General features: G+C 40.7%; 14 protein-coding genes. 2 read left to right on the top strand and 12 right to left on the bottom strand.

Features of this window, described 5'->3' with window-relative positions; all coding sequences use genetic code 11:
- Positions 1-3 precede the first annotated feature (3 nt).
- Positions 4-972 carry a hypothetical protein gene (locus tag FC30_RS08285; protein WP_010689107.1) on the bottom strand — a complete coding sequence of 323 codons (969 nt, stop codon included), beginning with the start codon at positions 970-972 and terminating at the stop codon, positions 4-6.
- A 161-nt stretch (positions 973-1,133) separates the two neighbouring features.
- Here FC30_RS08285 and FC30_RS08280 point away from each other — a divergent pair, with 161 nt between their 5' ends.
- Positions 1,134-1,496 (top strand): iron-sulfur cluster biosynthesis family protein, encoded by a 363-nt coding sequence (locus FC30_RS08280; RefSeq protein ID WP_010689108.1) that lies wholly within the window; start codon positions 1,134-1,136, stop codon positions 1,494-1,496.
- 69 nt (positions 1,497-1,565) lie between these two features.
- On the opposite strand, the gene FC30_RS08275 is transcribed toward FC30_RS08280, so the two are convergent.
- The 9 genes from FC30_RS08275 to dnaE form a co-directional block, all read right to left on the bottom strand.
- Positions 1,566-2,357 carry a TraX family protein gene (locus FC30_RS08275; RefSeq protein ID WP_010689109.1) on the bottom strand — a complete coding sequence of 264 codons (792 nt, stop codon included), beginning with the start codon at positions 2,355-2,357 and terminating at the stop codon, positions 1,566-1,568.
- A 27-nt stretch (positions 2,358-2,384) separates the two neighbouring features.
- Positions 2,385-4,373 (bottom strand): ABC transporter permease, encoded by a 1,989-nt coding sequence (locus tag FC30_RS08270; RefSeq protein WP_010689110.1) that lies wholly within the window; start codon positions 4,371-4,373, stop codon positions 2,385-2,387.
- A gap of 15 nt (positions 4,374-4,388) precedes the next feature.
- Complete coding sequence (locus tag FC30_RS08265; RefSeq protein ID WP_010689111.1) at positions 4,389-5,144, bottom strand: ABC transporter ATP-binding protein; 756 nt, start codon at positions 5,142-5,144, stop codon at positions 4,389-4,391.
- A gap of 138 nt (positions 5,145-5,282) precedes the next feature.
- Complete coding sequence (locus FC30_RS08260) at positions 5,283-6,260, bottom strand: sensor histidine kinase (RefSeq protein WP_010689112.1); 978 nt, start codon at positions 6,258-6,260, stop codon at positions 5,283-5,285.
- Positions 6,244-6,942, bottom strand: a complete 699-nt coding sequence (locus FC30_RS08255; protein ID WP_010689113.1) for a response regulator transcription factor — start codon at positions 6,940-6,942, stop codon at positions 6,244-6,246. The genes FC30_RS08260 and FC30_RS08255 overlap by 17 nt, the downstream gene beginning before the upstream one ends.
- Before the next feature lie 10 nt (positions 6,943-6,952).
- On the bottom strand, positions 6,953-7,855 hold the full coding sequence (locus FC30_RS08250; RefSeq protein ID WP_010689114.1) for a magnesium transporter CorA family protein: 903 nt from the start codon (positions 7,853-7,855) through the stop codon (positions 6,953-6,955).
- A 149-nt stretch (positions 7,856-8,004) separates the two neighbouring features.
- Positions 8,005-9,765 carry a pyruvate kinase gene (gene pyk, locus FC30_RS08245; protein ID WP_010689115.1) on the bottom strand — a complete coding sequence of 587 codons (1,761 nt, stop codon included), beginning with the start codon at positions 9,763-9,765 and terminating at the stop codon, positions 8,005-8,007.
- 113 nt (positions 9,766-9,878) lie between these two features.
- Positions 9,879-10,841, bottom strand: coding sequence for a 6-phosphofructokinase (gene pfkA / locus FC30_RS08240; RefSeq protein WP_010689116.1), 963 nt, complete (start codon positions 10,839-10,841; stop codon positions 9,879-9,881).
- 128 nt (positions 10,842-10,969) lie between these two features.
- Positions 10,970-14,275, bottom strand: a complete 3,306-nt coding sequence (dnaE, locus tag FC30_RS08235) for a DNA polymerase III subunit alpha (RefSeq protein ID WP_010689117.1) — start codon at positions 14,273-14,275, stop codon at positions 10,970-10,972.
- 336 nt (positions 14,276-14,611) lie between these two features.
- Between dnaE and FC30_RS08230 the strand changes: the two genes are divergently transcribed.
- Positions 14,612-14,809, top strand: coding sequence for a YjzD family protein (locus FC30_RS08230; protein WP_004047900.1), 198 nt, complete (start codon positions 14,612-14,614; stop codon positions 14,807-14,809).
- A 36-nt stretch (positions 14,810-14,845) separates the two neighbouring features.
- On the opposite strand, the gene clpB is transcribed toward FC30_RS08230, so the two are convergent.
- Positions 14,846-17,443, bottom strand: a complete 2,598-nt coding sequence (gene clpB, locus FC30_RS08225) for an ATP-dependent chaperone ClpB (RefSeq protein WP_010689118.1) — start codon at positions 17,441-17,443, stop codon at positions 14,846-14,848.
- Between the two features lie 52 nt (positions 17,444-17,495).
- Entirely contained in the window at positions 17,496-18,740 is a 1,245-nt protein-coding gene (pepT, locus tag FC30_RS08220) for a peptidase T (protein WP_010689119.1), read from the bottom strand.
- Positions 18,741-18,747: the final 7 nt, after the last annotated feature.

Below are 18,747 nucleotides of genomic sequence, written 5' to 3'. Positions count from 1 at the left end.
TTGCTACACCCTTTCTTCTGAAAAACTAACTGTCTTAGTCAAAGGTTCGATCGCCTCTAAGGTCTTTTCGCCATAGCTCAAACACTGCGTTGGGGCGATCACATGCACGACTTCTTTTAATTTGCTCTCGCTTTGATCAGCTGCGATCACATCAATATCTTTTATACTATCTTTATTATAAATGATGGTATCTTGCTTAGCAATTCCTGCTTGAATTATGAATTTTTCTGGTTTTTCCGTGGCTAATTTTAAGTTAGTTGGCGTCGCAGCTGTAAAATCATCAAATGGGAATAGTAATTTAGCTAAAATAGCAAGATCTGGTGCCAGCAGTAAAGTTCTGCCAGCTTGTTTAGCAATTTCTTGATATTCCAGGATCTCTTCTGGGGCTAATTCCGATAATTTTAAAGCTGGTAAGTCCGTCGTAGATAGATTTGCTAAGAAACTTTTGAATTTTTTAGTGTTTGATACAAAAGCTTCGCTGGTCTGTAACGCCGCACTATCTAATAACAACAGATCTAACTTAGCCGTCTGAAAAGCTTTTTTCCATTTCTTGATCCGCTTTTTATGTGCTCCGCGCGTGATAAAACGACCTGTATAGCCAAACGCTTTACCTTCATGTTCGAGCAACAAACTGACTGCTCCATTCAAACCATCATCACTTGGAAACGCAGTGACCCAGAGATCTGCTATCTGAACAGGATAATTATAGGGATAGCACTTTATCTTTCTAAAATTCAAAGGTCTGATGAAACCTGCTTGAACTAATTTTTGAAGCTGTTTGAGTAACATCTGTGGTAAATAAACAAGATTTTTGCGTCGCTTATCAGCTAAGATCTGCAAAAGATCCGTCGATAAATGCGTAAATAGATAAATATCTTCTGCCGTAGAAGCTACATTTTCTTTAGGATCGAGCCTGATAGTTTGCTTAGACTCAAGGCAGATATTACCTTCATTTTTGATGATCAAGGACATATTATCACCTGGCCTTTCTTAAATTTTCTAACTAATTCAATTATAAGCGAAGCATGTAAATAATTCTATCTTCATACAGCTAATTTTTTGTAAGCATATATGTTGTAATCAGTTAACAAGTGATAGATAATATACATATCAGTTAAGGGAGGTATTTTAAAATGAAATTAACCATTACAGATGAAGCAGCTACCAAATTACGTCCATTTTTTGAAGATCCAAATGCCATCGTTCTACTCGATTTTGATGATGGCGTCGGTCCTTTTTCCAAAGTCGGTGTGTGCTCTTTAAATCAAGCCTTTCAATTAGTGATCGTTGATAAAGATGAAGATATCCATGATTATAATGAAAAGATCGTAACTGAGCTTGGAGATGTGTATTACAAGGGCTACTCTGACATGTATTTAGATCAAGTCATGCAACTCAAATTAAATCCGCAAAATATGACTTTGCGACTTGTAGGTAACAGTTCGGGTGAATTGACCCCAGTCTTAAATGTTATCGATCTCCGCAAAAATAACTAAATCTAATAAAAAGGCTCCCTATGAGGTAAGATCTTACCTCATAGGGAGCCTATTTTTATTCATATTTGTTTAGACAAAGGCTTTGATCAAGTAAATGATCCAAAGGTGAACTGGATAAAAGATATAGAAGAACGACTTTTCAGCTTGACTACCACTGCCACCACGTTTGCCATTATATAGCCAGATCAATGGAATGACGGCTACCATCATAAATTCACTGGCAAATGTCAAATGATCATAGAGTGAAACTGAAGCTATCGCCCCGCTACTGTAACTGTAATAAGCTTTAGCAAATAACAGAGCACACCAGAAAAACGTTGTCCAAAGCATTGGCGCTTGCTTGTGATACTTACGACCTAAGAAGAAGATCAAAGCTAACGGCAAGAGATAGACCCCACCTTCTGCAAAAGCAAACATCAGCAAAGCACTTACGATAAATGCCGGCCATGATACCTTACGTCTATGCTTATTTAAAATATTATCCAATGACCACATCATGATCAGCTGTAAAGCTAACGTCAAAAAGATATTATGTGGCCCGAGAAACAGTAAGTAATTGGGTTGATGATCGAACGGATTGATATATGCCTTAGTCAAGAGATTGTAGATAATATTACCGATCCCTACGACTAATGCTCCGAGCAATAAGCGCTTCAAATACCGCCGTTTATTACGGGTATGAAAATATCCTTCAACTAATAGAAATGAAAATGTTGGCGCCACAAAACGACCTAAAAAATTGATCCATAACGGCCAATGTAACTCTGGCCCTAAATACATATTTAAATGATCCACCAACATAAAGATCATTGCTAAAACTTTTAACTGATAACCAGTTAAACCTTTTTTAAGAAGACTCATCTTCTTTCTCTCCTAAATTTTTACTACTTAACGTTCAACTAGACGGTAATAGACCCGTGCAGTTAGTTGATACACAATATAATACAGAATGCTAAAAATCAGCGCAACCGCGAGTGTAACTACTAAGAATAGCTGCCAGTTAGTGATCCCAAATAAGACCAACATCTTTTTGATCAGTGGGAAAGCAAATGCAACGTGTAACATCGCAAAGGCTAATGGGAAGATGAAGACCATCATGATCTGACTGTGGATCACACGTTTAACTTCAGCTTCATCCATCCCAACTTTTTGTAAGATCACAAAGCGCTCGCGGTCGTCCATCCCTTCAGAAACTTGCTTGTAATAGATGATCAATGTCGTAGCTAGTAAGAAAGCTGTCCCTAAAATGATCCCTAAGAAGAAGAACCCACCATCAAAGCGTTTGACACTTTCGCGATAGCTATCCTTATCTTGAAAGGAATACCATTGTTTATCCGAAGTTTTAGCAAACTCTTTGCTTAGTCCACGGATGAATGCTTTACGTTTAGCTTGATCTTTGAGGTCAATATTGAAGTTAAGTGCATAAGCTGGTGCTAAATACGCTTCACCTTTCTTAGTATCAAACCACTCTTTCAAAAGCGAATCGATCTGCTGTTGATCTTTCATAACGACAATGTAGGAATCGACCGGTGACACATTAAGCAATCCAGTATCTTTTAATTTGTTGACCTGTTGCTTGATCTGATACTTATGTCCATTCAATACCATTGTCTTTTCAGGATAACTCCGTGCGGTAGTATACATAAAGATGTCATCAGTTTTATTTAAAGATAAATTATCTTTTGTCAAAGTATTATATTCACTCAAACTGATCAAAACCACGTTAGCCGATTTATCAACATCTGAAACAGAATAATACATCCGATCAGAAACCTTAAAATTGTTAGCATCTTTGGTAACCAATAAAGGTTGACTGGCCCGGCTATATTGCATATCACTTAATTTAACATCCTCCTCAGCAGCATAGGTCTTAGCTACTTGTTTGAGTTTCGTCAGTGGCTCTGCTGAAGTGACCATAACATCGCGTGGAAACATCTGTTGAACTTGATCATTTAAGCCAAAGAACAATCCAGCTGTCGTTGAAACTGTGACTAAGACCATCGTTGACAAGATACAGATGCTAGCCAAACCGACCGCATTTTGTTTCATTCGATAGATCATCCCTGATACAGGAATGAAATGTTTAACATTATAGTAGTAGTTTTCATTTTTACGCAATAATTTTAAAACAACGATGCTCCCGGCTGTAAAGATCAGATAGGTACCGATGATCACTAATAGTACTGCGATAAAGAAATTAGTGATCGCTGAAACTGGCGATTTGATCGTAAGCGCGATCCAGTAACCCCAAACTAAAGAGACTAAACCAACTAAAGCCAAGAACCATTTAGCTTTAGGCTCTTTTTCACCTTTTTGATCAGCATGTAACAACTCGATCGGATCACTTTTAAAGATATTAAAAGCGTTGATCAAATATAGCCAAGCGTAAACACCAGCGATAAATAAGATCGTGATCATCAAGATCGAAGGGTTCAAAGTAAATTTGAATTCACCACCAACTCCCATCAATTTCTTGATGATCAAATACGCTAGCCGCGAAAAGATCACACCACTTGTGATACCTAAAACAACTGTTGTAACTAAATTGATCACTTTTTCAAAGAAGGTCAACTTATATAATTCACGTTTGCCCATACCTAAAACATTGTACAAGCCTAGTTCGTTTTTACGCTGCTTGTTTAGGATCGTTTCCGTATAAGTAGCAAATACTACCGAAAAGATCAATACGATCACAGAACCAAAACCAAAAAGTTGGGTGATCGCTCCAGCTCCTTGCAGCTTAGCCAACCCTGGGTCATTAGCGACCATCAACATCAAAGTATTTAAGGCCGTCAAAAAGATCATCGACAGTAAAAATGGTACAAAGGCCTGTTTATTTTTACGAATATTTTGGAAAGCTAATTTAGCATAAAACATACAGATCCCTCCTGACTAACGTGGCAATAATGACGCCATCGTCATATTGATCTTTTCTAAGAAATCCTTGGAGTCAAGTTCCCCCCGATAAAGTTGATGATAAACGATCCCGTCTTTGATAAACAAGACCCGCTTAGCTCGACTAGCAGCTAATGAACTGTGGGTGACCATCAAGATCGTTTGCCCATTTTGATTCAACTGTTCAAAGATATCCAATAATTGATCTGAGGTCTTTGAATCTAACGCCCCAGTCGGTTCATCGGCTAAAAGTAGTGCTGGATCGGTAATGATCGCCCGCGCGACCGCTACCCGTTGCTTTTGTCCGCCAGATAATTCGTATGGATATTTTTCTAATAAGGCGGTGATCTCTAATTTCTCTGCTAATTCTTGCAATTTAGGCTTAGCCGCTTTGATACTTTTACGTGATAAAACTAAAGGTAATAAGATGTTATCTTTGACAGAGATCGTGTCTAACAAATTAAAATCTTGGAAGACAAAGCCCAAATGTTCACGTCTAAATGCTGCAGCGGCTTTTTCCTTGATCTGAGTCAGATCATCACCATTCAAATACAATTTACCTGATGTTGGTTTATCCAAAGTGGCGATCATATTCAACAAGGTACTCTTACCAGAACCGGATTCGCCCATGATCGCTGTATATTCGCCCTCATTGACTTCAAGTTGGATATCCTTTAAAGCTTCAACTTGAACACCCTTAAAACGACTCTGATAAACTTTACGTGCATGTTCGATCTTTAGTAATTCTTTCATGATTATTTCCTCCGTTGTCCTAATTGATATCTTAATCATAACAAGCCTAGCGACTCATGCCTACTTACAAAATAAATGGCAACCTTACAAAGTTGTAAGGTTGCCATTTTGAAATAACACTAAAGTTAAAGTAACAATTTATTTATCATATTTTGGAAAATAAACTTTGACCGTTGTCCCTTGACCAACTTTAGAAGTCAATTCGAGTTTACATCCTAATTTGGTCGCAACTTTTTGACTCAAATACAAGCCCAGACCACTTGCGCGTTGATCTTGCCGGCCATTATAACCGGTAAAACCTTTGTCAAAGACACGGGGAATATCTTGTGCTTTGATCCCGATCCCGGTATCTTTGATCGCCAAATGATCGCCATTAAAGATAAACGTTATCGTTCCGGTGTTAGTATATTTGATCGCATTGAAGATCAATTGCTCTAAAATAAAGATCAACCACTTCTTATCGGTCGTGACTTTGGCATCAAGGTCGACAAACTCCACCCGTAGCCCTTTTTGAGCAAAAAAGAGGGCATATTTTTTCAAGACTTCCTTGATCACCTGATCTAAGGCGACTTGTTCAAAAACAAGGTCAGAATTATCCAATTGTTGACGCAAATAATTTAACATCAGCTGGAGATACTCATTGACTTTGAACAACTCAGCTCGCATCTTAGGATCGTTGCCTTGCGCTTGGATCAAAAGGTCTAAAGCAGATACTGGTGTCTTGACTTGATGTAGCCAAATGCCAAAGTCTTCTAACATCTCCTGTTTTTTCAAACGACTATGTTCTAATTCGGCTACTAATTTTTGTTCTAATTCTTCAGCGATCTGCTGATAAAGCATTTCTGCTTGACTAGTGCTTAAGGGTAAAAGCTCATGTGAAAAATTGGCCTGTAAGAGCTGTAACTGCTTGAGCTTTCTTTGCCACCGACTAAAGGCAACTAACGTATAGCTAAAAATGATCAAACAGCTAAACAATAGCGTATCACCTAAGATCGCCTGGGTCTGATCATATAGATACAACGTCAAGCCTTGGGTTCCCAGTAATAATAACCATACTAGATAGGTCGCTTTATGTTCCCAGATAAAAGCTTTGATCAATTTAAATACTTGTTTCATCCTCGATCAAATACCCCTTTCCTTTGACCGTTTGTATCAGATCCTTGATCCCGACTGAGGCTAATTTCTTACGGATCCGGGTGATATTGACCGCTAATGTATTACTATCGATAAAGTCATCGGCTTGCCATAACGCTTCGACCATCTGTGTCTTCGAAACGATCTGACCGCGTTCACGTAATAAAATAACCAAGATCTTAGTCTCATTGGGCGATAGATTCAACTTACTCTCAGCATTTGCGATCATATTTTCCTCAGGCGTAAAAGTAAATCCTTGTAAACGATAGGTATCAACGGTCTGTACCTGATTATACTGGTAACTACGCCGCAATAAGGCTTGGATCTTAGCCACTAATAAATTGAGATCAAACGGTTTGACGATAAAATCATCGGCACCTAAATTGATCGCCATGATCTGATTCATTTGATCAGCAGCTGATGAGATAAAAATGATCGGCACCTGCGAATGTTTTCTGATCTCTTGGCACCAATGAAAGCCATTAAAGTAAGGCAATGAAATATCCAACAAGACCAATTGAGGATCGAGTTCTAAACACTCACTTAGCACATTTTGAAAATCGGTCACACCCTTGCAAGCATACCCCCAAGAGTTCAATTTTTCACTGACAACTTGAATGATCGTTGCATCGTCTTCTACCATAAAAATAGTCTGCTTACCCATATCTTTCACCTCATTTTATGCGTTTTAGGATCGTCTCTAACAGTCCGATCGATAAAAACATACTGATAAAAATAATAATGAGCCAGCCAAATGGACTATCTTTAAACGGTAATAAAACATTCATCCCAAAAAAGCCCGTCACAATAGTCGGGACCGTCAACAATAACGACCAGATCGTCAATAAACGCATCGTGTCGTTCAAGTTGTTATTCAATAAGTTATTATAGGTCTCCGAGATCTGACCTAAGATCTGATCGGATAAATTAGCCATCGCCACCAACTGATAAGCTTCGATCTCGACATCTTCTAGCTCTTCTTGTTCATTTTCTGTCAGATAGCGATAAAGTGAGATCTTTTTTAATTGTGCCAATAATAATGAATTTTGTTGTGTTGCATTGACTAAATAAACTAAGCCCATCCCTAGATCCGAGAGCTCCAACAAATTACGGTTAGTCGTCTTAGTTTTTAGCTTTTCTGTCAAAGCCAAACGTTTTTTATCGATCTCTTTGATCACTGGGAAAAATGCCCCCACGATCTGATAAAGCGTCTTAAAGATCAAACTCAAACGACTGAGATTGGGCTGGCGCGTGATCAACCCTTCAATGAACTCAGTCACATAAGCTGTTTTAGCGGTCGTAAAACTATACAGCTCATTTTGCTTGATGATAAAAGCCACCGGTGTCGTTTCATATCGTTCACTGTGTTTTTTGATCACATTAAAAACGATCAACAAGAGCTCTTCTTCAGCGTCATATTCCACGTGAGCATTTTCGTGTTCGTCCAAAGCATAACCCAACAGTTCTTTATCGAGCTTGGCTTGGCTTTTTAGCTCCTGGACTACATTTTCATCATCTTTTTTGATATCGATCCAAATAAAATCTTTTTTTGGACCAAAAACGATCTCCTTACTCATCTTTCCAACCCCTAGCATTTATATATCTACCACAAATAATTTTAGCATAGCACAAAAAGCTAGCTGGATAAAGTCATACAAAAAGACCCGCCTCAAATGAAGCGGGTCCGATAACTAGTTATTTATTTTAAATTTGTTAAGCGTTCGGCTTAAAGTGCGTTTGATGCACCATGGTAAACAATACCACGACGAGAATCAACTGTTACAACTTCACCGTCAGCAATCAATTCAGTTGCGTTTGCAGCACCAACAACAACAGGAATACCCATTGAGATACCTACAACAGCAGCATGTGATGTTAAACCACCGTTTTCAACGATCAAAGCAGATGCTTTTTCGATAGCTGGTAAGTAGTCTTTGTCAGTTGTCTTTGTTACAAGAACTGCACCTTCAACAGCTTTTTCGTTAGCTTCAGCAGCAGATGTAGCTACAACAGCCTTGCCGATAACAGTTTCGTCACCAACACCTTGGCCTTCAACTAATTTAGAACCGATCAATTGGATCTTCATAACATTAGTTGTACCCTTTTCACCAACTGGAACACCAGCTGTGATCAAGATCAAATCGCCTTCCTTAGCAAAGCCAGCTTCTTTAGCTTTTTCTGTTGCCAAGTTGAACATTTCGTCTGTTGAACCTGGTGTTTCAGCAACAACAGGGAATACACCCCAGTTTACAGACAAACCACGGCGTGTACGTTCGTCAAATGTAACTGCCAAGATGTCAGCATCTGGACGGTACTTGGAGATCATACGAGCTGTGTGACCAGATTTTGTAGCAGCAACGATCGTCTTGATGTTCAAGTTGTCAGCTGCTTCAGCAACGGCACGGCCGATTGCTTCTGTAACGTCTGTCTTGTCAAATTCGTTCAATGAGAATGACTTGTGTTGACGTAATGCATTTTCAGCTTTAACGTCGATACGAGCCATTGTTGCAACAGCTTCAACTGGGTAGTCACCGTTTGCAGATTCACCAGAAAGCATTGTTGCATCTGTACCGTCAAACACAGCGTTAGCAACGTCAGAAGCTTCAGCACGTGTAGGACGTGGGTTTTCTTGCATAGAATCAAGCATTTGTGTAGCTGTGATAACAGCTTTACCAGCAGCGTTACACTTCTTGATCAATGCTTTTTGTACCAAAGGAACGTTTTCTGCTGGGATTTCAACACCCATGTCACCACGAGCGATCATCAAACCATCAGAAACTTTCAAGATTTCATCAAAGTTATCGATACCTTCTTGAGATTCGATCTTAGGGAAGATTTGAACATGTTCCATGTTCTTTTCTTCTAATAATTCACGAATATCTAAAACGTCTTGAGGCTTACGTACGAAGGAAGCAGCGATAAAGTTGATTTCGTTATCCAAACCAAAGCGGATATCGTCAGCATCTTTTTCTGTGATACCAGGTAAGTTGATGGAAACGCCAGGAGCGTTAACACCTTTACGTGAACCAAGTGTACCTTCGTTAAGAACTGTACATACTAATTCGCGGTTTGCTTCGTCTTTCTTTTCGATCTTCATGTCGATCAAACCATCATCAAATAATACGTGGCCACCTTCATGAACGTCATCGTATAAGTCAGCATAAGTAACAGCGATCTTTTCTTTTGTACCTTCGATAGAAGCATCCATAGAGATACGAACTTCGTCGCCGATGTTGAAGTGAAGCTTGCCACCTTGTTGAACAGTTGTACGGATTTCAGCACCCTTTGTATCAAGCATGATACCAACCATCTTACCAGTAACCTTTTCAGCTTCACGCACAAGGTTCATACGGCCTAAATGTTCTTCATGGTCACCATGAGAGAAGTTGAAGCGGAAGACGTTAGCGCCTGCTTCGATCAATTTGCAAATTGTATCTAAATCTGAACTAGCTGGTCCAAGTGTACTTACGATCTTGGTCTTTTTCATGAGTTAATTCTCTCCTTTGAAAATCTTAAATGCTCTGCATTTTACGTTGAAATATCAAAAGTCTAAACAGTTACCCGTTAAGGTAGTTTCAACTCTACCTATAAGTTGCTACTTTAGAAGCTCAAACGTTCGTTCAAGTCAAGCAATGACACGTCTGTCACATGCTTGTGGTTTTCTAAAGTATCGATGATATCAGTTGCAACAAGTTGGTTGTCGCGAATACCGATAGCTAAACCACCCTTGCCTTCAAGCAATAAACGGACAGCATAATCACCGAAGCGACTAGCTAATACGCGGTCTTTAGCAGTTGGTACGCCACCACGTTGAATGTGGCCCAAAGTAATTGCACGACTATCGAAGTCACCGTGCTTATCAAGTTCTTCCTTGAAGTCTTTAGCAGACATTACGCCTTCAGCCAAGACGATCAAGCCATGATCTTTACCTTGTTCACGGTTCTTAGTCAACTTGTCAGCAATTGCTTTGACGTCATAATCGCGTTCTGGAATAACGATTGCATCTGCTCCGGCTGCGATCCCAGACCATAATGCAATATCCCCAGCGCCACGACCCATAACTTCAACAACAAAGACACGTTGGTGTGATGTTGCTGTATCATTGATGCGATCTAAAGCATCTGTTGCCACGTTGACAGCTGTATCAAAACCGATCGTGAAATCAGTTCCTGGAATATCGTTATCGATCGTTCCTGGAACACCGATCGAGTTAAAGCCATGCTTTGTAAGTTTCAAAGCACCGTGGTAAGAACCGTCGCCACCAATAACAACTAAAGCATCGATCCCAAACTTTTTAAGTTGTTCGATCGCTTTTAATTGTACTTCTTCTTCTGCAAATTCTGGGAAACGTGCAGAGTAAAGAATGGTGCCACCACGATTGATGATACCGTCCAATTGGGAAGATTCCATCTTGAAGATGTTACCTTCAACAAGACCCTTGTAGCCATAGTTGACACCATAAGCTTCAAGACCCGCATTCATAGCGGAACGAGCAATCGCACGTACAGCAGCGTTCATCCCGGAGGCATCGCCACCGCTTGTTAAAATACCAATGCGTTTCATTTCTTCACCTCAAGTAATAATTGTAGTACTACATTCTCCAAATGTAATCTTATCACTTTTGAGCGCCGTTGTCTTGTAAAAAATTGCATTTTCACCAATAATTTAAAAGCAGTTTTCATGAATTTTCATTACTTCAAAACGACATTTTTGCTACCTAACAAGGTTGTTAGCGCTTCTTTCGTGCTTTCATCTGGGCGCAACCATAAATTTTCTTGCAAAATTATTTTCCTATTCTCATTTTCTTCGATTATGATTACAGGAACATCCCCATGGTGAGCCCGCAAGATCCGCCAGAGTTGCTGGCGTGTCCCCTTGGCTAGTGATCGTTCTAAACGTAAATAGTAATATTGCTCTTTGATATCAGCTGCAGCAGCCAGCTCTGAAACTAAGATACTCTTTCTTTCATTGCGCAACTCAACTTTTCCACTTACTAGCAAGATGCTTTGGGGTTCACATAATGTCGCAAAGCGGCGGTATTCCCGCGGAAAGATCACCAATTCAGTTTCACCACTCTCATCAGCAACCTGCAAAAAGGCCATCTGCTCACCTTTTTTAGTTCGGATCACCCGCTTATTTTTAACATAAACGACTGTCTTGACCGTTTCATTCGGAATAAGCTCCGCCAATAATTTTGCGTGTTGCCTTTGACGTAGCCAAGCATACTTTTCGACTGGATGCCCCGACAAATACGTCCCTAAGTAATAAAATTCCTTTTCTAAAAGGTCAGCCGTCGAGAGCGTTTCAGCCGTCTTTTCTTCTTTAGGTGCTAACATCTCAAACAAAGTCTGATTTTCACCGCTCAAAGCGATATTGCTCAACACCATCGGTAATTGTGATAATAGTTTGCTTCGATCTGATTCTATTTGATCAAAGGCGCCCGCATAGATCAAGGCTTTAAGTTGTTCTTCTTTTAAGAGTTTTTTATCCAAACGTCGGATAAGATCGGCTAAACTCTTGAAATTACCGTTTTGTCGCCGTTCTTGTAAGATCGCTTTGACCAGATCACCGCGTAAAGTTTTGATCGAGCCTAGGCCGAAGACGACTTTTTTGTCTTTGAGTGAAAAATAGAGCTGACTGGTGTTGATATCTGGACCAGCAACTTGCAACTTGAATTGGCGCATCTCACCTAGATATTCTTTTAACTTATTATCATTTCCGATCACTGAATTCAATAGAGCCGCAAAAAAAGCAGCCGGATAATGGCTCTTAAGATAGGCTAACTCAAACGCCATTTTAGAATATGCGACCGCGTGGGACCGGTTAAAACCGTAATTACCAAAGCGTTTCATGTACTCATAGACCTCTAGCGCACTAGCGACTGTGTACCCTTTAGCTTTAGCACCCATGACAAAGCGCTCTTGCAATTTATCGATCTTTAGTTGATCTTTTTTACTGATCGCCCGGCGCAAGAGGTCGGCTTCACCTAAGCTAAAGCCCCCCATCGCTGACGCAACTTGCATGACTTGTTCTTGATAGACCATGATCCCATAAGTTTTAGCTAGGATCGGCTGTAAACTTTTTTCTGGATAGCTAACAGGATGTTGCCCATGTTTACGCGCAATAAATTCATCGATATTTCCGATCGGCCCCGGACGATATAAGGCATTGACCGCAGCAACATCTTCAAATGAAGTTGGATGTAGACGCCGTAAAACATTCTTGATCCCCGTCGATTCAAATTGAAAGACGCCATTTGTCTGTCCTGCTTGAAAGAGCCGTAAAGTCAAAGGATCATCTAAAGAGATCTGTTTTAGATCTAATTTTTCTTGATAACCCTTGCGGACAAATTTGAGTGCATTATCTAAGATCGTCAAATTCCGTAGGCCTAAAAAGTCGATCTTCAATAAGCCAGCTTCTTCGACTTGGCCCTTAGCAAACTGAGATAACAAGATCTGATCGGTCCCTAATTGAACAGGGATCAAGTCGCTCAAGACTTCATCACTCAAGATCACCCCTGCAGCATGCGTTGAATAATGACGCGGTAGCCCCTCTAATTTAAGGGCTGTTTTGAACAACAATTCATTTCTTTGACTATCAGCGATCAAATTTTTGACCTTTTGTGATTCTTGATATGCCTCTTTTAAGGTCAGTTTAAACTTATGCGGCAATGCTTTTGACCACTCATCGATCTCAAAACTCGTCAACCCCATGACTCGAGCAACGTCACGGATCGCTTGCCGTGCCCCCAAAGTTCCAAAGGTTATGATCTGAGCCATATGTTCATGGCCATATTTTTGGTGTACGTATTTGATGATCTGATCACGTTTAGTATCTGGGATATCCAGATCGATATCTGGCATTTGGGCGCGCTCGGGATTCAAGAAACGTTCAAATAACAAACCATACCGCAAAGGGTCGACATCAGTGATCTTTAAAACATATGAAACTAACGACCCAGCCGCCGAGCCTCGCCCTGGTCCGATCCGGGTCTGGTTGTTATGCGCATAATTAGTGACATCCCAAACGATCAAAAAATAATCATCAAAGCCCATCGCATCGATCACGGCTAATTCTTGTTTCAAGCGGTCAAAATACGGCTTGGTCTCGGTTATCTGATCAGCTACTAACCGTTGTCGCAACCCTTCTTGACAAAGTTTTTGTAAATAAGCTTTAGCACTCATCCCATTAGGTGTCTTAAAATGAGGCAATTTAGTCTTAGGGAAATCCAGTATCACTTGGGCTAGATCACACAGCCTAGCATTTGCCTCTAAGGCTTTTGTCAGTCCTAAAGCCCGATATTCTTCATGATATTGACTGATATCTTTAAGATAGTTTTTGCCTAAAGTGTTCTTCTTGTTCCAGACGCCGCTCAACTTCTCTGCTTCACCGATCGCCCGCAAAACTTTGACTTCAAAATAGTCAGCTGGTTCTAAATAATGAACTGCACTGGCAGCGATCAACGCAGTCTGCGTTTGCTGTGCTAATAATTTGATCGCTAATAATTCTTGTTTAGACAAGAGCGGATCGATCCCTAAATAGACCCCAGCTACCGGTGTCTGTTTCAAGCGCTCCAAGATCTCACCAGCTTGTTCGTAGTATTTTAATAATAGGCTTTCCTTAGCTGGTGAGATGATAAAGAGATCTTGGCTATATGTCATGACCGCTTTTAAAAATTCTTCTAGCTCTGGAAGTTCTTGCTTGAACGTGGTCATTTTTAGCGAAGACAATTTGAGCAAATTGTGGTAGCCCGTATTATTTTTGGCGATCAATAACAGTTTCGCGTCATTTTCAAATTCTAAGGTCAGCCCAAAGATCGGCTTGATCTGGTATTTCTGACAGGCATGATAAAAATCAAGGACACCATACATCACATCGATATCGCTTAAAACGAGGCTCTGGTAGCCTAAATCGGCAGCACGTTTGACATAATCTTCGATACGTAAAGTGCTCTTTAACAAACTGTTAGCACTGATAACTTGTAATGGAGCAAACAAAACGACCGCCACCTTTCTAATAAAAGTCTTTGTTTTAATTATACAAATTTGTCCGTGTCTTTTCAAAAATACGTTCGCCTTTTATCACAGTGCGCAAGAATGCGTTTAGCTCCGTAAAAATAACGGCAAGCAAACTATGAGGCGCTTTTTGCCTCGGAGTTTGATCGTTGTTATTTTCCAGGAGTTGCATTCTGGAGCACGACTACACAGTGTGCAGAAAAGCGGGATATGCCGTACAGATAACTGCGACAGTCTCCTAAAATTGCTCCTAGCCGTCCGTTGTAAATTAAAATTCTTTGTGCTAAACTACTTAGTGAGAATGCGAGGTGTTGTCAAATGGCAAAACAACTTACAATTCTTTTTTGGGGCTTTATCTATGGTGAAGTTATCGGCTATGTGCTCTCTGCACTTTCCGGTAGTCCCTTTGAACCACTCCAAAGCGGTCTGATCGCAATGGTCGGTGGCTTTATCGCCGTAAATTGCCTACTCGCTTTTGTTAAAAGCCCAAAAAAGGCAACGAAAACTGATAAGTAATAAAAACCGAGACTATTTGTAGCCTCGGTTTTTTTGTTATTCAATAACCGTCTTATTAAAGACTAAATTTCCATCCTTTAGATCGATCTCAACTTTACTGTGTGGTAAGATCTCACCTGAAATGATCTCACGTGCCAGTGGTGTTTCGACTTGGTTTGTGATGAAGCGTTGCAATGGACGAGCTCCGTAAGCAGGATCATAGCCTTTTTGAGCCAACCATTGCCGAGCACTATCACTGATCGTCAGGCTGATCTCTTGTTCTTCAAGTCGTTTTGATAGTTGCGCAACGAACTTATCCACGATCTTTCCAATAGCCTTGAGCGACAATGGCGAAAACATGATGATATCATCGATCCGATTGAGAAATTCCGGCTTAAAGTGAGCCTTAGCAATATCTAACACTTGCTTTTTAGCCTCAGGTGAGATCTTATCGTCAGCTTCTAAATTATTCAATAAGATCTCTGAACCTAAGTTAGACGTTAAGATCAAAATCGTATTTCTAAAATCGACCGTTCGCCCTTGACCATCAGTCAAACGTCCATCATCTAAAACTTGCAACAAGATGTTAAAGACATCAGGATGAGCTTTTTCGATCTCGTCGAATAATACGATCGTGTATGGATTACGCCGAACAGCTTCGGTCAATTGTCCGCCTTCTTCATAGCCGATATACCCTGGAGCAGCTCCGACCAAACGTGATACATTGGCTTTTTCCATGTATTCCGACATATCGATCCGAACCATATGCTTATCAGAATCAAAGAGATCTTCAGCTAAGGCTTTAGCTAATTCGGTTTTACCGACCCCAGTTGGCCCTAAAAACATAAATGAGCCCAATGGTTTAGATGGGTCCTGTAACCCAGCACGAGAACGTAGGACTGCATTTGAGACCGCGTCAACGGCTTCATCTTGACCGATCACGCGCTTATGCAGGTTCTCGGCTAAATGTAAGAGCTTTTGCCGTTCACCTTGAACTAATTTGGCTACAGGCACACCCGTTAACCGACTAACGACTGAAGCGATCTCTTCTTCGGTCACGGATTCTTCGACCAACCAATTATCGGGACGCTCTACTTGCTCTAGTTTGGCTAATTGTTTTTCCAATTCTGGGATCACAGCATGTTGCAATTTAGCGGCTTTTTCAAGGTCATAGTTATTTTCCGCTTCTTCTAGTTCATGCTTAGCCCGATCAAGTTCAGATTTTTTATCACTTATCTTTTGGACATTTTCTTTTTCACTTTCCCAGCGCATCTTCAACTGATTAGCTTTCTCACGCGACTCAGCTAATTCACTTTGCATTTCGGCTAAGCGTTTCTTGGAAGCGGGGTCAGATTCTTTTTTCAAAGCTGCTTCTTCGACCTCTTGGCGCATCAATTGGCGCGTGATCTGATCGAGTTCGGTCGGCATCGAATTCATTTCTACTCTGATCTCAGCACAAGCTTCATCGACTAGATCGATCGCTTTATCGGGCAAGAAACGATCGGTGATATAGCGATCAGATAAGGTCGCTGCCGCCACTAAGGCACTATCATGGATCGAAACACCGTGATGGATCTCATAGCGTTCTTTTAACCCCCGCAAGATCGAGATCGTATCTTCAACAGTCGGTTCTTTGACCAAAACTTTTTGGAAACGGCGCTCTAAAGCTTTGTCCTTTTCCAAATACTCACGATATTCGTCTAAAGTCGTTGCCCCGATTAAATGCAGTTCACCACGGGCAAGCATTGGTTTCAACAGATTACCGGCATCCATACTGCCTTCTGTCTTACCAGCCCCAACAATATTATGGATCTCATCGATAAATAAGATGATCTGGCCTTGACTCTTGGTAACAGCCTTTAAAACAGCTTTCAAGCGTTCTTCAAATTCGCCACGGTATTTAGCTCCCGCGATCAAAGAGCCCATATCTAAAGAAAAGATCGTCTTGTCTTTTAGATTATCGGGAACATCTTTTCTAACGATCCGTTGAGCCAAACCTTCGATGATCGCTGTTTTACCGACCCCAGGTTCCCCGATCAAGACGGGATTGTTTTTTGTCTTCCGCGACAAGATCCTGATCACATCACGGATCTCTTCGTCGCGACCGATGATCGGATCTTGTTTACCTTGCCGTACCTGTTTGACCAGATCGACCCCATATTTTTCCAAAGCTTGGTATTGTTCTTCTTGATTCTTAGAAGTTACTAGTTCGCCAGCTCGCATCTCAGTGATAGTCTGTTGGAGTTTAGTAGCGGTAGCACCATGCTCGGTCAACCAACGTGCTAGTGGATCATAAGTCTGTTTCATCAAAGCCAAGACTAAAGTATCCAAAGAAATATATTCATCACTAAATTCTTGCTTGATCTCATCGGCATCACGCAAGAGTTGTAATAACTTCGTGCTAAAGGCTTGACCGTATTGGACGCTACCTGAAATAACTGGTAACTGATCTAAGACACGGTCGATCTCTTGTTCAAGGGCTTTAAGGTCGACCCCGGCTTTTTTATAGATCTCACCGACAAGTTCACCTGGTTGTACTAAGAATTTAAAGAGGTGAGCAACATCGATCTCTTGTTGTTTACGCGTGATCGCGATCTGTTGGGCTTCACCCAATGCAGCTTGCACTGCTGAAGTCAAATTATCTTCATTATTCATCTTAACTACCCCATTTCACAAATAAGCGCGACTTACTTGCCACGCTTTAAAACTATTTAGTTGCTGCCAACTTGATGATCTCTAAGATCACGTCAGCTGCTTGTTCCATGACTTGCTTAGACACATATTCATAGCGGGCATGCATGTTTTCGCCCCCCGCAAAAATATTAGGTGTCGGTAATCCCATAAATGAGATCGTTGAGCCATCTGTGCCTCCACGGACGGGATAGATCTCTGGTGTGATATCGAGATTTTTCATCGCCTGTTCAGCAAGTTCAACGACTGTCATATCTTTTTCGATAACTTCACGCATGTTGTAGTATTGATCCTTTAGTTCAAGTACAACGCGCTCTTGACCCAATTTCTCATTTAATTTAGCTGCGATATCTTTCATCAATTGTTTGCGTTGTTCAAATTTTTGATGATCGTGATCACGAATGATATAAGTCAAACTAGCTTGATCGACTGTGCCTTGCATATCAAGTACATGGAAAAATCCTTGGCGTCCTTCTGTTTTTTCAGGGACTTCATCTTTAGGCAATAAAGCATGGAAATCCATTGCTAGCTGGATCGCATTGACCATGATCCCCTTTGCGGTCGCCGGATGAACATCTTTACCGATAAATTTGACCTTGGCTTGAGCTCCATTAAAGGTCTCATATTCCAATTCCCCTAAAGGACCACCATCGACTGTATAAGCAATATCAGCCCCAAAATCAGCCACATCAAATTGCCGTGAGCCAGTACCGATCTCTTCATCTGGTCCGATCCCGATCTTAATATCGCCGTGTTTGATCTCGGGATGAGCCACTAAATATTCCATGACTGTAATGATCTCAGCTACCCCAGCTTTATCGTCAGCCCCAAGTAAAGTTGACCCATCTGTGGTGATCAAGGTATGCCCTTGATATTTTTTTAAACTTGGAAATTCGGCTGGTGATAAAACATAGTTGCCAGCTGGATCCAACTTGATATCACTTTGTCCGTCATAATTTTCAACGATCTGTGGTTTTACATCAGTCGCATTAAAATCAGCCGTATCCATATGAGCTAAAAAGCCGACCTTTTTTACACCTGTATCATCGGCTAAATTACTCTTTAATTCAGCAAAAACATAGCCACTTTTATCTGAAATACGGACATTTTCTAAGCCGATCGTCGTCAATTCCGCCGCTAATTTTTTAGCGAACTCAACTTGTGACTGCGTGGATGGGATCGTCGTCGAATTTTCATCGGAACGTGTTTCGACTTTAACATAATCCAAAAAGCGCGGTACTAATTTATCATATTTTGTCATTAAAATT

It is taken from the genome of Ligilactobacillus animalis KCTC 3501 = DSM 20602 (genome assembly GCF_001434535.1).
Classification (GTDB): Bacteria; Bacillota; Bacilli; order Lactobacillales; family Lactobacillaceae; genus Ligilactobacillus; species Ligilactobacillus animalis.
This window is presented reverse-complemented; position numbering and strand designations above follow the sequence as displayed.

Coding starts and splice junctions, on each gene's coding strand:
- FC30_RS08285 (WP_010689107.1), bottom strand. CDS start 972: ATGTCCTTGATCATCAAAAATGAAGGTAATATCTGCCTTGAGTCTAAG.
- FC30_RS08280 (WP_010689108.1), top strand. CDS start 1,134: ATGAAATTAACCATTACAGATGAAGCAGCTACCAAATTACGTCCATTT.
- FC30_RS08275 (WP_010689109.1), bottom strand. CDS start 2,357: ATGAGTCTTCTTAAAAAAGGTTTAACTGGTTATCAGTTAAAAGTTTTA.
- FC30_RS08270 (WP_010689110.1), bottom strand. CDS start 4,373: ATGTTTTATGCTAAATTAGCTTTCCAAAATATTCGTAAAAATAAACAG.
- FC30_RS08265 (WP_010689111.1), bottom strand. CDS start 5,144: ATGAAAGAATTACTAAAGATCGAACATGCACGTAAAGTTTATCAGAGT.
- FC30_RS08260 (WP_010689112.1), bottom strand. CDS start 6,260: ATGAAACAAGTATTTAAATTGATCAAAGCTTTTATCTGGGAACATAAA.
- FC30_RS08255 (WP_010689113.1), bottom strand. CDS start 6,942: ATGGGTAAGCAGACTATTTTTATGGTAGAAGACGATGCAACGATCATT.
- FC30_RS08250 (WP_010689114.1), bottom strand. CDS start 7,855: ATGAGTAAGGAGATCGTTTTTGGTCCAAAAAAAGATTTTATTTGGATC.
- pyk (WP_010689115.1), bottom strand. CDS start 9,765: ATGAAAAAGACCAAGATCGTAAGTACACTTGGACCAGCTAGTTCAGAT.
- pfkA (WP_010689116.1), bottom strand. CDS start 10,841: ATGAAACGCATTGGTATTTTAACAAGCGGTGGCGATGCCTCCGGGATG.
- FC30_RS08230 (WP_004047900.1), top strand. CDS start 14,612: ATGGCAAAACAACTTACAATTCTTTTTTGGGGCTTTATCTATGGTGAA.
- clpB (WP_010689118.1), bottom strand. CDS start 17,443: ATGAATAATGAAGATAATTTGACTTCAGCAGTGCAAGCTGCATTGGGT.
- pepT (WP_010689119.1), bottom strand. CDS start 18,740: ATGACAAAATATGATAAATTAGTACCGCGCTTTTTGGATTATGTTAAA.